The organism is Chitinophaga caseinilytica (assembly GCF_038396765.1).
In the GTDB taxonomy this organism is placed as follows: Bacteria; Bacteroidota; Bacteroidia; order Chitinophagales; family Chitinophagaceae; genus Chitinophaga; species Chitinophaga caseinilytica.
The window spans coordinates 4,857,035-4,871,636 of record NZ_CP150096.1; the positions used below are offsets into that span (position 1 = coordinate 4,857,035).

10 protein-coding genes and 1 pseudogene are annotated in these 14,602 nt (G+C 56.5%); 6 read left to right on the plus strand and 5 right to left on the minus strand.

Annotated features, from left to right (window positions below):
• Positions 1-206 precede the first annotated feature (206 nt).
• Positions 207-623: a YybH family protein gene (locus WJU22_RS20040; RefSeq protein WP_341839947.1), complete on the plus strand. Its 417-nt coding sequence runs from the start codon at positions 207-209 to the stop codon at positions 621-623.
• A 65-nt stretch (positions 624-688) separates the two neighbouring features.
• On the opposite strand, the gene WJU22_RS20045 is transcribed toward WJU22_RS20040, so the two are convergent.
• The 3 genes and pseudogenes from WJU22_RS20045 to WJU22_RS27300 form a co-directional block, all read right to left on the minus strand.
• Positions 689-1,402, minus strand: a complete 714-nt coding sequence (locus WJU22_RS20045) for an EcsC family protein (RefSeq protein WP_341839948.1) — start codon at positions 1,400-1,402, stop codon at positions 689-691.
• A gap of 310 nt (positions 1,403-1,712) precedes the next feature.
• Positions 1,713-2,609: a LacI family DNA-binding transcriptional regulator gene (locus WJU22_RS20050; RefSeq protein ID WP_425165459.1), complete on the minus strand. Its 897-nt coding sequence runs from the start codon at positions 2,607-2,609 to the stop codon at positions 1,713-1,715.
• Between the two features lie 21 nt (positions 2,610-2,630).
• A pseudogene (locus WJU22_RS27300) lies at positions 2,631-2,723 on the minus strand (LacI family DNA-binding transcriptional regulator); the annotation flags it as partial.
• A 382-nt stretch (positions 2,724-3,105) separates the two neighbouring features.
• Between WJU22_RS27300 and WJU22_RS20055 the strand changes: the two are divergent.
• The 3 genes from WJU22_RS20055 (at position 3,106) to WJU22_RS20065 (ending at position 9,594) form a co-directional block, all read left to right on the plus strand.
• Positions 3,106-6,249, plus strand: coding sequence for a TonB-dependent receptor (locus WJU22_RS20055; RefSeq protein ID WP_341839950.1), 3,144 nt, complete (start codon positions 3,106-3,108; stop codon positions 6,247-6,249).
• 22 nt (positions 6,250-6,271) lie between these two features.
• Positions 6,272-8,095, plus strand: a complete 1,824-nt coding sequence (locus tag WJU22_RS20060; RefSeq protein WP_341839951.1) for a RagB/SusD family nutrient uptake outer membrane protein — start codon at positions 6,272-6,274, stop codon at positions 8,093-8,095.
• Positions 8,096-8,226: 131 nt separating this feature from the next.
• A complete protein-coding gene (locus WJU22_RS20065) occupies positions 8,227-9,594 on the plus strand; it encodes a Gfo/Idh/MocA family oxidoreductase (protein WP_341839952.1) in 1,368 nt (455 codons plus the stop codon).
• Here the strand turns inward: WJU22_RS20065 and WJU22_RS20070 are convergent, their stop codons facing one another.
• On the minus strand, positions 9,595-9,981 hold the full coding sequence (locus WJU22_RS20070) for a VOC family protein (protein WP_425165460.1): 387 nt from the start codon (positions 9,979-9,981) through the stop codon (positions 9,595-9,597). It lies immediately after the preceding gene.
• A gap of 19 nt (positions 9,982-10,000) precedes the next feature.
• Positions 10,001-11,944, minus strand: a complete 1,944-nt coding sequence (locus WJU22_RS20075) for a lectin-like domain-containing protein (RefSeq protein ID WP_341839954.1) — start codon at positions 11,942-11,944, stop codon at positions 10,001-10,003.
• A 154-nt stretch (positions 11,945-12,098) separates the two neighbouring features.
• Between WJU22_RS20075 and WJU22_RS20080 the strand changes: the two genes are divergently transcribed.
• Both WJU22_RS20080 and WJU22_RS20085 read left to right on the plus strand, forming a co-directional pair.
• Positions 12,099-13,250, plus strand: a complete 1,152-nt coding sequence (locus tag WJU22_RS20080) for a putative sensor domain DACNV-containing protein (RefSeq protein WP_341839955.1) — start codon at positions 12,099-12,101, stop codon at positions 13,248-13,250.
• A gap of 28 nt (positions 13,251-13,278) precedes the next feature.
• A complete protein-coding gene (locus WJU22_RS20085) occupies positions 13,279-14,601 on the plus strand; it encodes an AAA family ATPase (RefSeq protein WP_341839956.1) in 1,323 nt (440 codons plus the stop codon).
• Position 14,602 lies beyond the last annotated feature (1 nt).

Here is a 14,602-nt window from a genome sequence, read left to right on the forward strand (position 1 = left end):
CGGAAAGGTTTATGCAGTATTCCACTGCATCAAAACCGACATCCATGGATATTGTACAATCTGTCAAAGCGCGCGAAACGGCCGTGATATATAAACTGCGGTAGCAATATACTATCCGCACAAGTAGTGATATTCGACGAAATTAAAGATTGCACCAGGCTCCGGAAAGGTTTTTGCAGTATACCACTGCATCAAAACCGACATCCATGGATATTGTACAATCTGTCAAAGCGCGCGAAACGGCCGTGAAAGAAAGTGATATTGAAACTGCGGTAGCGTTTTACCATCCGCAGGTGGTGATGTTCGACGTAGTGAAGGATTTCCAGTACCAGGGAACCGACGCACTACGAAACAGGCTCAGCGAATGGCTGGGGTCCCTGGCCCGGGTGATCGATTTCGAGATACAGGTGATCCATGTCGAAGAGGAAAGCAACCTGGCCTGGTGTGCTACAAAGAACCATATTGTAGCGGAAACGGTACAAGGCGATAAGCTGGATATGTGGTGGCGGGAAACGGCATGTTACGTAAAGGATCCCGAAAAATGGCTGATCCGGCACGTGCATAGCTCCGTACCCTTCGATCCGGCAACCGGAAAGGCTTCCATTGCTCTGAAGCCGTCATGATCCACTTATATATTATGTGTACGTGGGTTTTCCTGGAAAGCTCCCCTTGATGTAATCGTGAGCGATTACCGCAACAACCGCATCCGGTAAGCATTGATCGCCGTTTCGCCCAGTTTCGTCACCAGCCGGTAATTCACGACAACACCCACCGCCGCACCGATCACAGGCATCAGCTGCGCCATCTTGGCGATGTCGAGATAATCGCGGTATTCTTGCTGAAAGGCCCTCCAGTCAAAGGACTCCTCCTTTTCCGGCAGCGTTTCCGCCCTGCGGGCCCAGTCTTCCATCTGCGAAAACACTTTCCGCCGATGGTCCTGGCTGCTGAAAGCCAGCTGGAAAATCAACAGGATGTACAATCGCTCCCGGTAATCTTTCACATCAAAACCGTACATAGTAGCGATGTCGAACAGCAATTTTAATTTCATGGACAACAGGATCGGGAAATCCGCCAATCCCAGCAGGATCCCCCCGGCGCCGGTGACCCCGCCTTCCGCCGCGGCCGTATGCTTGTAGTAACCAATCCGCTTTCTCACAGCGGCTTCCATTTCCGCAAAAGACGCATATTCCTGTTTACCCGGCACCGTATACTTCGACCCGAACAGCACCCCGCGCACCATCTCCCGGATCGTGGCCGTGATGGCACGATGCACCTTTTCAGGGATGATCCGGTTCACCCGCGCCTGTAGGGTGCGCGACAGCCGCTGCACCATGCTAGGCGCCTTCCGCATGCGGAGCTTCCAGGTTTCCATCTCGGCGCGCGCCTGTAATTCGTATAACATGTTGGATCTTTAATGCGTGATGACGGGTTTTCTGAATATACGATCGCTGCGGCAGCCGCCAAAATTATTCCCACTGTAAATCTGCGGGTGATGCCGCAGCCATTGACTGCATGCAACGACATCCTATAGAAAAATCGGCACAGCCAACAATACTGCTTCGTCCGGAAAACTAAACCTGCTTTAACAGGCAACACCACCTGCAGGGCCATCCATGGGTGATGCCGCGGCCATTGGCTGCATTCAACGGCATCCTATAGAAAAATCAATCGGAATATCCGCTGGCGCTGCTTCGTCCAGAAAACAAACCAACTCAAACATGCACCACCAGTTTGCAGGGCAATTGGATACTCCGGGCCGATTGCTCCTCGCCTTCCCCTTCACGTATCCGGGAAAACAACTGCATCGCGGCCTCCAGCCCCATTTCGTGGGAACTTTCTTCGATAGACGCCGCCGGCTTATGGTCAAGGTAATCGAGGATCGGCAGGTTACCGAACCCCGTAAACGGCATCACATCCACCAGCTGCGGATGGTATTTCTTTAAAAAAGCGATCCCGTCCAGCGCCATGTAATTCTTGAATGCGAACACGGCCGTGGGCGGTACTTCCAACGCCAACATCCGCGCCAGCGCCGCTTCCGTATGCTCCCGCGAAAAATCCACCACTTCCACCAATTCTTCCCGCAACGGAATGCCATGCTGCTCCAACGCCAGCTTATACCCCTCGTACCGCGCATTCCCCGTCCGCATCCCCTCCGGCCCCCGCAAATGCGCAATATGCCGGTGGCCCTGGCGAATGAGGAAATCCGTAGCCAGGCGGCCACCCTCCATATTGTTGCTCGACACGAAGTCGAACTCCGGCGTGGCCGGCTCCCGGCCAATGCACACCACCGGGATCCCGATCGACAATAACTTCTGATAAGGCACCATATCCGTCCGCGTCTTCGAAATCGCCGCCACCACACCGTCTACCCGGTTGCGGATCATCAGGTCGATGATCCTTTCTTCCTTCTGCTCGTCTTCCCGCGACTGCGCCAGCATCACATGATACCCCCTTTCCTCCGCCGCCGCTTCCACGCCGTTGGCCGCGAAAGCATAATATTGGTCGAGAATGTCGGGAACGATGAGGCCCAGCGTAGACGTGCGGTTCAGCTTGAAATGCCGCGCCGCCTCATTGGGAATGTAGTTCAACTCCCGCGCCAGCGCCTTCACCCGCTCGCTCGTCAGCGAACTGATCGTAGCGTCGTTATTCAATGCTTTGGATACCGTTGACACAGACATATTCAATTTCCGCGCAATATCTTTGATCGTTACTCCCCTTTTCATATTTCAATAAACGATTTCAAACGTTGTAGTAGACTTTTTTCACCCCTTGTGTAAAGTTAAATCGATTGCAAATACTAATTTGGCAAAAGAACATTGAAAAATCACGATTGCAGTAATATAATTTTTTCACGTTAAACAATCATTTCCGTTACCCGCTATTCGAACCATATTGTAAAACACGACACACAGACGATTGCTATTTGATCACGTATTGAAAACTGGTATTGGTCCGTTCGGATCAAATTACATCACGTTTGCGGTAATTTATTTTTTCACGTTTAAAACTGACATTGGCCAAACAAGCCTGTTTGACCATTTCACACAGCACATTTAACACTAACACGTCGATATTACCATTTCTAAATCCTTAATCTGATTCACCATGACAATGCGTATCGGAAGGAGGCCTTATTGGACCTCCCCGGCCTGCTGCGCCCTGCTACTCGCGCTATCAGCCGGAATCCCCGCCGCCAGCGGCATGTATGCAAACGTTTCCAAAACTTCCCTCCGGGTCGTCAAAGACATCAGCGGCGTAATCCGCGACAAATCCGGCGCCGCACTCCCCGGCGTTACCGTCGCCATCGAAGGCACCACCAAAGGCACCACCACAGACGCGCAGGGCAAATTCTCCCTCACCGCCGTGCCCGACAACGCCGTGCTCATTTTCACCTTCATCGGCTACCAACCGCTCAAAGTGCCGGTCGCCTCCACCAACTCGTGGAACATTATCCTGCAAGACAATGCCACGCAGCTCGACCAGCTCGTAGTAGTGGGATATGGCACCCGTAAAAAATCGGACCTCACCGGCGCCGTGGCGCAGGTACAGGTGAGCAAACTTGAGAACGAAAATCCAGCCACCGTCCAGGACGCGCTCCGGGCAAATGTTCCCGGTCTTTCCGTGACGTCCTCCAACTCCGCCAAAGGCGGCGGCGACCTGCAGATCCGCGGCCGCTCCTCCCTCAACGCCAACAGCGCACCGCTCCTCGTGCTCGACGGTGTCATCTACCCCGGCGCATTGTCAGACATTAACCCGAATGATATTCAAACGATAGACGTCCTCAAAGACGCGAGCGCCGCGGCCGTTTTCGGTGCCAAGTCCGCCGCAGGCGTGGTCTTGATCACCACCAAGAAAGGCTCCTCCGGCAAGCCCCAGGTAACGCTCAACAGCAACATCGGCCTCGCCACCCTCGCCATGGACCAGCCGCTGTACGACGGGCCGGGTTTCGTGCACTGGCGCACAGACGTGCTCAAAAGCATGAACGCCAACGCAAAGCCTTATCAGTTCGACGATCCCCGTCAGCTCCCCTCAGATATCACCATCGACCAATGGAAAGCCTATGACAACTCGCAGGGCGACCCCGTCGACATCTGGCTGAACCGCCTGAAGATCCTATCGCTGGAAGTTAAAAACTACAAAGCCGGCAAGCAAACCAACTGGTACGACCAGATGTTCCAGAAAGGCCTCCGCAACGATCATACGATCAGCGTAGGCGGCAGAACGGACAATACGTCGTATTACATTTCCGCGGGATATACGAACAACGAAGGCGTGATCCTCGGCGATAAATTCAAGACTTTCCGCACCCGCATCAATATCGAGACCAAAGCCGCCAAATGGGCCACCATCGGCATTAACATGCAATTCGCCGACAGGGATGAAAGCCAGGTGACGGTGGATTGGGGACAGATGATCAACGCCAGTCCGTGGGGAGAAAAATACAAAGACGACGGGGTGACGCTGCGCGATAGTCCGAACGACGACATCGGCAACAACACCAATCCCTTCCTCAATTATGAATATACCGACCGGCTGCAGAAGTTCCACACGCTGTTCGGCAGCCTGTACGCCAAGGGCGATCTTGGCTACGGGTTCTCCTACCAGGTGAATTTTACGCCGAACTTCGAATGGGGAAAATACTTCAACGCCAACCTGGCCAAGGATTTCCGGTATGCGGCGCGGCGCGGGTACGCCGTTCGCCGGCAGCAGGATTTCTTCAACTGGCAGATCGACAACATCCTCCGCTGGAACAAGACTTACGGCGATCATGACTTCGACGTCACGTTCCTGTACAACGCTGAAAAATACCAGAGCTGGCGAAACCAGATGGAAAACGAAGGCTTCGACCCGAACGATAACCTTTCCTGGCACAACATCGGCGCGGGCATCAAACCCGTGATCAGCAGCTTCGACTCCCTGGCCACGGGAGACGCGCTCATGGGGCGCCTAAATTATGCCTGGAAACAGAAATACATGCTGACGGCGTCTATCCGCCGCGACGGATATTCCGCCTTCGGACAGGCGAACCCGCGGGCCAATTTCCCCTCCATCGGCCTGGGATGGGTGTTCAGCAAGGAGAATTTCGTAAACCTGCCCTGGCTCGACTTCGGCAAACTGCGCGCCTCCTGGGGCGTGAACGGCAACCGCGACATCGGGCGGTACGTGGCGCTGGGAGACCTTTCCACCGGAAAATACCAGTACATCATGCCCAACGGCAACATCGTGCTCGTATCGCAACTCTACGGCAACCGCATGCCCAACCCGCTCCTCAAATGGGAAAAAAGCAAATCGTACAACCTCGGGCTCGATTTCGGCGTGCTGAACAACCGGCTCACGGGTACCATCGAAGTATACAAGAAAATCACGACCGACCTTATCGTTAACCGCACTATTTCTGACGTAACGGGCTATTTCAACGTGATCTCCAACCTCGGTGAAGTCCAGAACCAGGGGATCGAGCTGAACCTCAGCAGCGTGAACGTGAAAACGCCCGATTTCGAATGGGGAACGAACCTCAACTTCTTCACCAACCGCAACCGCATCGTGAGCCTCTATGGCCCCGCGCCGGTGAAAGGGCCAGACGGGAAGATCGTCATGAAAGAAGCCGACGACCGGGCCAACAAATGGTTCATCGGCCGGGATATCGAAGAAATTTGGGACATGAAAGTGCTCGGCGTCTGGAAAACTTCCGAAGCCGACGAAGCGAAGAAATTCGGCGTGAAACCCGGCGATTTCAAGCTGGAAGACACCAACGGCGACGGCAAATATTCTGACGACGACCGCCAGTTCCTCGGCTACCGCTCCCCCCGCTACCAATGGACGCTCCGCAACGATTTTTCCTATAAAGGCATCTCGCTTTCCTTCATGCTGTACAGCCATTGGGGCCATTACAAGGAATACAACCAGGCCAAGAACAACACCGGCTTCATCGACCGGCAGAATTCCTACGTGCTCCCCTACTGGACGCCCGAAAACCAGATCGACGATCATGCCCGCCTGTTCTCCAACAACGGCAGCCTCAGTTTCACCAACTGGCGGAAAGCTTCGTTCATCCGCCTGAGCACCGTGGCGCTGGCCTATTCCGTTCCGAAGGAAATCAGCAAAATGATCGGCATCGGTTCCCTGAAAGTTTACGGGAACGTCAGCAACGCCGCCATTTACCAGCCCGACTGGATGTTCTGGGACGCCGAATACGGCAACACGCCGCCGGCCAGGAACTGGTCGCTGGGTATCAATGCTACTTTTTAACGAGTTGAAAAAAAGAAACATCATGCGTAAGAACTTCAAATATACCGGCGCTGCCGTCCTGATAGCGGGGGCGCTTACCATAGCAACCGGCTGCGGGAAAGACTGGCTCGTGCCCAAACCGCTTTCCTTCTACGAACCCGACGAAACTTTCGTTGACGCCGCCGCCATGCGCGCCGGCCTCGTAGCCTGCGCCAGGAACGCCAGGATCGAGTATTACGGCGACAATCCGCCCATCCTCACCGAAATGCTGTTTTCCGAAGTGACGGTGGAAGGCGTAACGGACAAATCCGGTCCGCCGCAAGACCTCAACCTGCTCATCACGCCCGACGGCGCCAACGAAAACAGTGCAGACCGCGCCCGCATCTACCATTACTGGAGCGAAGGCTACAAAGGCATCAAATACGCCAATACCATCATTTCCAGGATCGACAACGCGAAGTACGCCAGCGCGGCAGAACGCAATGCCATCCTCGGTTCCGCCTACTTCCACCGTGCATTGCGCTATTACCGGCTCTGCATGCAGTTCGGCGATGTGCCCGCGCCCATGAAGGAAATCGTTTCTCCGCGGACGGATTTCAACTCCACGAAGCGCGACGTCATCCTCGAATACATCAAAAAAGACCTGGATTCCGCCAAAGACTGGGTTACCGACAACGTGGCCCGCGGGGAAGTGACCAAAGGCGCCGTTCTCCACCTGCTCACCAAAGTGAACCTGGCCCTGGGCAAGTTCGACGACGCCATCGCTTCGGCCAGCGCCGTGATCGACGGTGGCGCGTATTCCCTCATGCGCCAGCCTTTCGGCGCCACGAAGAAAAACGTGATCTGGGACCTGCACCGACCCGAGAATAAATCGATCGGCGAAAACCGGGAAGGGCTCTTCCTCGTGATCGATAGGTTCGGCGACGGCGGGTTCGACGGCGGGATGCGCATCATGCGGCAGGCCGTACCCTTCTGGGGCTCCAACATCTCCACGCCGTCGGGTAAAAAAGGTACGAACGACAACGTGAACCCCGAATTCGTGCAAAGCAGTTTGTACGGCCGCGGGATCGGACGTTGCCGCCCCACGCCTTACAGCCTTTATGAAATCTGGAACGATCCCAACGATCTCCGCCACGCCAAAGGCAACTGGATGAACATGGAAGATCTCGTGTACAACGATATGGGCCTCAAGAACAGCAACGACGCCAATTACCTGAAGCCCCTCCAGCTCCGCAACGCCGCCGGCGGCATTCTGTGTACGGACACTATCCGCTGCTGGTTCGGCTGGCCGCATTACAAGATTTTTGTGCCGGATACGGAAAACTCCCCCATGCAGGGCGGCCATTCCGACTGGTACATCTTCCGGCTCGCCGAAACGTACCTGCTGCGCGCGGAAGCTTATTACTGGAAAGGCCAGACCGGCCCCGCGATCGCCGATCTCGACCAGGTGCGCACCCGCGCCGGTTGCGCGCCTTTCACGGGAACGCTGGACATCGGCACCATCCTCGACGAACGGGCCCGCGAACTGTTTTTCGAAGAACCGCGGAAAACGGAGCTGACCCGCATGTCGATCATCTTCGCCAGAACGGGCAAAGCCGCGCCTAACGGTAAAACCTACACGATGGACCGCCTGTCCGACGATAACTTCTTTTACGACCGCGTGATCGCCAAAAACGACTTCTACCGCCTGGGGATCGTGACCAATCACGGTGATAAATTCACGATCAGCCCCTACCACATTTTCTGGCCCGTGCCTGCCAAGTCTATCCAGGCGAACGTGCACGGCGTGATCAACCAGAACAAGGGATATGTGGGAACGGAAAGGAACGAGCCGGCGAAAGACGCGGTGGATACGAAAGCGGATTGATGATTTGCATATACATCCCCTTTTAGCACAATGAACAGCGGTCGCCGGTTCCGGCGACCGCTTATTTTTTCCCCCTTGCATGCCTCCCGCCAATTCTTTATTTTTAAGGACATCAATCCAAATTCCACGTCATGACCCAATTCCATATCAACCGCCGTCATTTTCTGAAAGGGGCTACCGCGGCGCTGGCGCTTTCCACCTTCGGCGCATACGGCCTCGATGTCATCAACCCTTCCAAACCTTACCGCGTTGGGCTCATCGGTACCGGCTGGTACGGCAAAAGCGATCTTTTCCGGCTGATACAGGTGGCGCCGGTAGAAGTGATCGCCCTGTGCGATGCGGATGAAAACCAGTTGAAGGAAGCCGCCGTGCTGGTATCGCAACGCCAGAAATCCGGCAAAACGCCTAAGCTTTACCGCGACTTCGGGAAATTGCTGTCTGAAAACCAGCTCGATATCGTGCTCGTAGGCACGCCCGACCATTGGCATGCGCTGCAAACCATCGCCGCCCTCAAATCGGGCGCCAATGTATATGTCCAGAAACCGATCAGTGTGGATGTACTGGAAGGCGAAGCCATGGTGGCGGCCGCGCGGAAATACGGCAAAGTGGTGCAGGTGGGCACCCAGCGCAAGAGCACCCCGCATCTCATCGACGCGAAAAAGAATATCGTGGACGCAGGGCTTTTAGGCAAGGTGCATCACGTCGAAATGTGCTGCTACTATCATATGCGCGCCAACGGCAATCCGCCCGTACAGGCCGTTCCCGATCATTTCGATTATGACATGTGGACCGGCCCTGCGCCCCTCCGGCCGTTCGACGGCCTGCCGCACATCCGCTGGTGGCGCACCTTCATGGAATACGGCAACGGCATCATGGGCGATATGTGCATCCATATGTTCGACACCGTCCGCTGGATGTTGCAGCTCGGATGGCCCAATCGCATCAGTTCCACCGGCGGCATTTACGTGCAGAAAGAGGGCAAATCGAATATCGCCGACACGCAATCCGCCATTTTCGAGTACGACGGCCTCAACTGCACCTGGCAACACCGTTCCTGGGGCACGCCGGCCGATCCCAAGTACCCCTGGGCATTTACGCTTTACGGGGAAAAAGGCACCCTGCGAGCCAGTACCATGTCTTACGACTTCACGCCGCAGGGCCAGGGCGAGCCCGTCCATAAAGATGTGGTGTACGAAAAGGAAAAATACCCGGAAGACGTCAACGAAAAAGGCATCGAGCTGAACGCCGCACCGGCCACCCGGCTCCACATGCTCAACTTCCTCGAAGCCATTACCAGCAAAGGCAGACCCGTGGCCGATATCGAAGAAGGGCACATCAGCACGGCCAGCTGCATCCTCGCCAATATTTCCATGCAAACCGGCCGGCCGGTGATCTACGATCCCAAAAGCCGCATCATCAAAAACGACCGCGAAGCCACGGCACTCCTCCAGCGCCCGTATCGCGGCAACTGGCAGCATCCGGCGGCGTTGCTGTTCTGATCAGGACGCGTACAACTCGAGCGGAAGGCCGTCGGGATCCGTGAAGAAAGTGAATTTTTTCCCGGTGAATTCATCGATGCGCACCGGCTCGCAGGCGACGCCCTGCGCGGCGAGGCTTTTCACCGCCGCATCGATATCCTGGACGGAAAACGCGAGATGTCGCAATCCCCGCGCTTCGGGCGATGAAACCCGTTGCGGTGGTTCCGGGAAAGAGAAAAGTTCGATGGTATATATTCCGTTGAGGGCGAGATCGAGCTTCCAGGAGTCCCGCGCGGCGCGGTAATGTTCGGCGATGACGGAAAACCCCAGCACTTCCGTGTAAAACCGTTTCGAACGGTGATAGTCGGAGCAGATGATAGCGATATGGTGAATGGTTTGCAGTTGCAGCATAGGCAAATGTAAGGAATCAGCGGATGAGGGTCACCGTTCCCCGGCGACTGAATTTCCTTCCCGTATAATCCGTTCCTTCCACGATCCAGACGTAAGTACCGGCAGACGCCGGGCTGCCGTTCACTTCGCCGTTCCAGTGATCGGACAGCGATTTCGATTCCCAGACGATCTTGCCCCAACGGTCCCACACCCTGAAAAAAGACAGTTGCGTAACGCCCGGCGCGATCACGCGGAAGCGGTCGTTCACCCCATCGTTATTCGGCGTAAAACCGGTAGGGACGTAGAATTCCGGGCCAGTATACACCTTCACCATCAATTCGTCTTCCTGCACACAACCTTCCGGTGAACGGACGGTCAGCCGGTACAATTGGTCCCTGTCCGGAACGGCGATGGTTTCCGGCGACGAAGGATCGCTGAGCCCTGTGGAGGGCCACCAGCGGTATTGCAGGTTGGTGCCTGTGGCCACGGCGTGCAGTTGGAGGGGCTGTCCGCGGGAAACCACCGTATCGCGCCCTGCCTCCAGCCCGATGTCCGTCACTTTCGCTTCCAGGGCGATGGGTTTCGCGGCGCATCCGTCATCGGAAATAGCCTGCGCGGTGACGGCGTAGGTGCCCCGCTCCGGAAAGCGGAAGGCTGTGTTTTGCCGGTGAATGGTTTCTTTCCCGTCGATTTCCCAGTACCAATCGGCAATCGTAATGGCCGGCGTGCGATTGGCGGCCCGCAGTATGGTCGGTTCCCCGATGCAGGCGTGCGCTGCCGTGGCGGAGATTTCGGGGGTGGGGTAAACGGTAATATCTTTCGTGACGGCATCGCCGCAACCTTCTTCGGACGTGGTTTCCAGGGTTACGGAATACGTTCCGGGCGTGGTATACGGCGCCACCGGATGCTGCGCCGTGCTGGTTTTGCCGCCGCCGAAATCCCAGCGCCATTTGCCGAGGGTGCCCACTTCCACCGTGGAGGCGTCGTTGAGCTGCAGCGGGGCGCCGGTGCAGAGGGTGTCGTGCCCGAAATCCGCTTCGGGATAGGAACCGATCGTCACGGTGTTTTTCAGCGTATCGGAAATGCATCCGCTATTGTCTTCAATCACCATCTTCACTTCATATTTCCCCGCTTCGGGATAGAGATGCGGCGGCGGAAGCGGATCACGGAGTTGGGTACCATCGCCCAAATCCCAGTACCAGCGCGTGATGCGGCCGAACGAACTGGAATTGTCGAGAAAGGTAACAGGCGTTCCGTCGCAGAAAATCTGGCCACCGTTGAACTGGAATTTCGGGCGAAGCGCCGCGCAGAATTGCTGCAGGTTGGAAGCGCCCGCGGTGGCGGCGGCAAAGCCCCAGAACACCATCGGGTCGTTACCGAAAACTTCGCCCACCAGGTCCTTCACGACCGACTGGCGGAGCTGTCCGTCTACCCAAACGTCCAGTTGATGCGCCGTTGCGTTCCACCGGATGCGGAAAAGATGCCATTGGCAGTCTTCGATATTATCTTTCCCGGCCAGCAATTGCGTGGGCCCGGCGATGTTTTCCGGCGCCGCGTGGTTGGATACGCCATTGATCTGGATGGATAGATGATCGAACGCGGGATCGTTTTCGTCTGCATTGTGCCAGGTATCGACGAGGATGCCCACTGAAGGGGAAATCCCCTTGAAGCCCAGTCCCTGCCCGTTGCCGCCGAGGTTCGTGCCTTTGGTCTGCAGCACGAAGCCCATCCCGTCGGCCCCGGCCTGGTCTTTACAGCCGAGATAAATTTCGAACGTATAATCGAAAGACTGCAGGAGGCTGATTTTGTTTTTATTCCACACCGAGCCGCTGGATTGCAGCTGGTCGGGCGTGAGCACATAGCAGTTGCAGCTCTGCTGCGTAGCGGAGCCGTTGAGAATGTAGGGCTGCTGTGCAGACTGTGCCGATGCTGTGATCCACGAAAATAGCAGACAGGAAATAAGGCTGTTGGCGCGCTTCATGACGATTGCTGGGCGATATCCGGACAAGATAGGTAAAAAACGGGCGGGATGGGGCGATGTGCGGGATAATCCGGGATAATTTACTGGTTTAGGTAATGTGACATGCCTGATTGCCCCGAAAAAGTCTAAATTAGCACCTCCAAGAAACGTGCATATGGAATGGAAGAACGGCACCACCTACCAGGCGGCCGCTAAAGTAGCCGGGACGATCGAGCAGCATTTTTTGCGGCACCTGGACGAAGCCCGGGCGCAGCAGGACGAGGAAGGACTGGCGAGCGTGCCCACGGCCCGGCAAATCGAACAGATCATCGACGTGGCCTTCTGGGCCAGTTTACGGAAAGAGGAAGGCCTCCCTACCCGCATCTCGATCGCATTTCTGCAACCCACGGAAGCGGGCAAGCCCCTGCTTTTCGAGCACCGGTTGCCCTATTCGCCCAAAGTGCTGGCCAAGCTGGCGCCGGGCGTGGAGCGGGCCGGCGTGCATGTGGGCGTATGGGAAGAGAACGGGGAAATGGTGATTTGGGGCACTACCCTCACCCTGCCGAAATACTGCTTCGTGCTGGACGTTTCCGAACCGGGGCTCCTGGTGGTGAAGCACCGCCGCGCCGCCGGGCTCGGCAAGTTCATCAACGTGGCCGTGCTGCAGGGCGATTCCGTGAAAGTGGTCAACGAACAATGCGGCATCCGGACCGATTGCCCGAACATGCTCACTTCGCTCCTGGGGATCCACGCCTCGCCGCTGTGGAACCACCCCGTGAACGTGCTGATACAGATCGCCGTGTCTATGCGGGCGCACCGCCGAGGAGGGACGCTCCTCGTGACGCCGCACCAGCACGATAAATGGAAAGAATCCATCGTGCAGCCGCTCACCTATCCCGTATCCCCCGCTTTCAGCGGCGTGGCCGACCTCATCCGGCAAGACGGCGAGCCTACCAGCGAAATCTACTGGCAAAACGCGCTCCGCCGCGAAGTGGCGTATGTCACGGGGCTTACGGCGGTAGACGGCGCCACCGTCATCAACGATCTTCACGAACTGCTGGCCTTCGGCACCAAGATCACCCGGGCCGCCAACTCCCAACCTGTCGAAGAAGTACTGCTCACCGAGCCCGTTACCGACCGCCAACCGCTCCTCATGCACCCTTCCCGCCTCGGCGGCACCGGGCACCTTTCCGCCGCGCAGTTCGTGTACGACCAGCGCGACGCACAGGCGCTGGTAGCTTCGCAGGACGGATATTTCACCGTTTTTTCCTGGTCGCCCGACTCGCAGATCGTCATGGCACACCGGATAGACGTATTACTGATCTGACCATCTATCATTTCCCGATTTCACCATTATGTCACAACAAACGATCGACAGCCTCCGCGAGGCGTTGAAATTTTCGCCAGACAATGTGCCGCTCCGGCTCCATCTCGCCGAAACCCTCCTGCAAATGGACCGGTTCGACGAAGCCGAGCAGGAATTCCGCGAAGCCCTCGCCAAAGCTCCCGGCGACAAGGCGCTGATCGGCCTGGCCAGGGTTTACTATCGCAAGGGCGCTTATGCCACCTGCAATGTGATCCTGGAAGACCTCATGCGCACCCAACCCGATAACCTGGACGTGCTCCTCCTCTATACCCGCTCCCTGCTGAAGGAAAACGATATGGATGCCGCCATCCGCACCTATCAGCAGCTGCTGGACATCCATCCCGAATTCTCGGACCCTGAACTGGACAGTAAGTTGCGCGTCCGCAGTTTCACGAACGATATGGGTGGCGACGATGATGAGTACGACGAAGATAACCTCACGATGTTCATGCAAAAACCCGACATCACGTTTGCGGACGTGAGCGGGATGGAACATGTGAAAAAGGAGATCGACGTCAAGATCATCCGGCCCATGCAGCACCCGGAACTGTACAAGGCCTACGGGAAAAAGACGGGCGGCAGCATTTTGCTGTACGGCCCGCCGGGATGCGGCAAAACCATGATCGCCAAGGCTACTGCCGGACAGGTAAACGCGCGGTTCATTAATGTGGGGCTCAACGAGATCCTCGATATGTACCTCGGCAACAGCGAAAAAAACCTTCACCGTATTTTCGAATACGCGCGCGACAATACGCCCTGCGTGCTTTTCTTCGACGAGATAGACGCCATCGGCGCCAACCGGAACGATATGAAGCAATCTGCCGGCCGCCAGCTCATCAACCAGTTTTTACAGGAGCTGGATGGTGTGGAATACGACAATTCCGGCATCCTTATCCTGGGCGCCACCAATACGCCCTGGCATATGGACCCCGCGTTTCGCAGGCCGGGCCGGTTCGACAGGATGATTTTCGTTCCCCCGCCAGACCAGCCCGCGCGCACGGCCATGCTGCAAAAGAAATTGCAGAACAAACCGGTGGAACAGGTGGATTATGAAGCCATCAGCAAACAAATCCCCGAGTTCTCCGGCGCCGACATCGAAGCGGTGATCGATATGGCGGTGGAAGCGAAACTGGAAGAATCCTTCAAAGACGGCATTCCCCAGCCCATCCGCACCAAAGACCTGCTGGCAGCGGCCAAGCGCCACCGGGCCAGTACACGGGAATGGTTTTCCGTGGCCAAGAACTTTGCCCTGTACGCCAACGAAGCAGGGCTGTACGACGATATCCTCCTGTACCTGAAAAACATGAAATGAC

Coding starts and splice junctions, on each gene's coding strand:
- WJU22_RS20040 (WP_341839947.1), top strand. CDS start 207: ATGGATATTGTACAATCTGTCAAAGCGCGCGAAACGGCCGTGAAAGAA.
- WJU22_RS20045 (WP_341839948.1), bottom strand. CDS start 1,402: ATGTTATACGAATTACAGGCGCGCGCCGAGATGGAAACCTGGAAGCTC.
- WJU22_RS20055 (WP_341839950.1), top strand. CDS start 3,106: ATGACAATGCGTATCGGAAGGAGGCCTTATTGGACCTCCCCGGCCTGC.
- WJU22_RS20060 (WP_341839951.1), top strand. CDS start 6,272: ATGCGTAAGAACTTCAAATATACCGGCGCTGCCGTCCTGATAGCGGGG.
- WJU22_RS20065 (WP_341839952.1), top strand. CDS start 8,227: ATGACCCAATTCCATATCAACCGCCGTCATTTTCTGAAAGGGGCTACC.
- WJU22_RS20075 (WP_341839954.1), bottom strand. CDS start 11,944: ATGAAGCGCGCCAACAGCCTTATTTCCTGTCTGCTATTTTCGTGGATC.
- WJU22_RS20080 (WP_341839955.1), top strand. CDS start 12,099: ATGGAATGGAAGAACGGCACCACCTACCAGGCGGCCGCTAAAGTAGCC.
- WJU22_RS20085 (WP_341839956.1), top strand. CDS start 13,279: ATGTCACAACAAACGATCGACAGCCTCCGCGAGGCGTTGAAATTTTCG.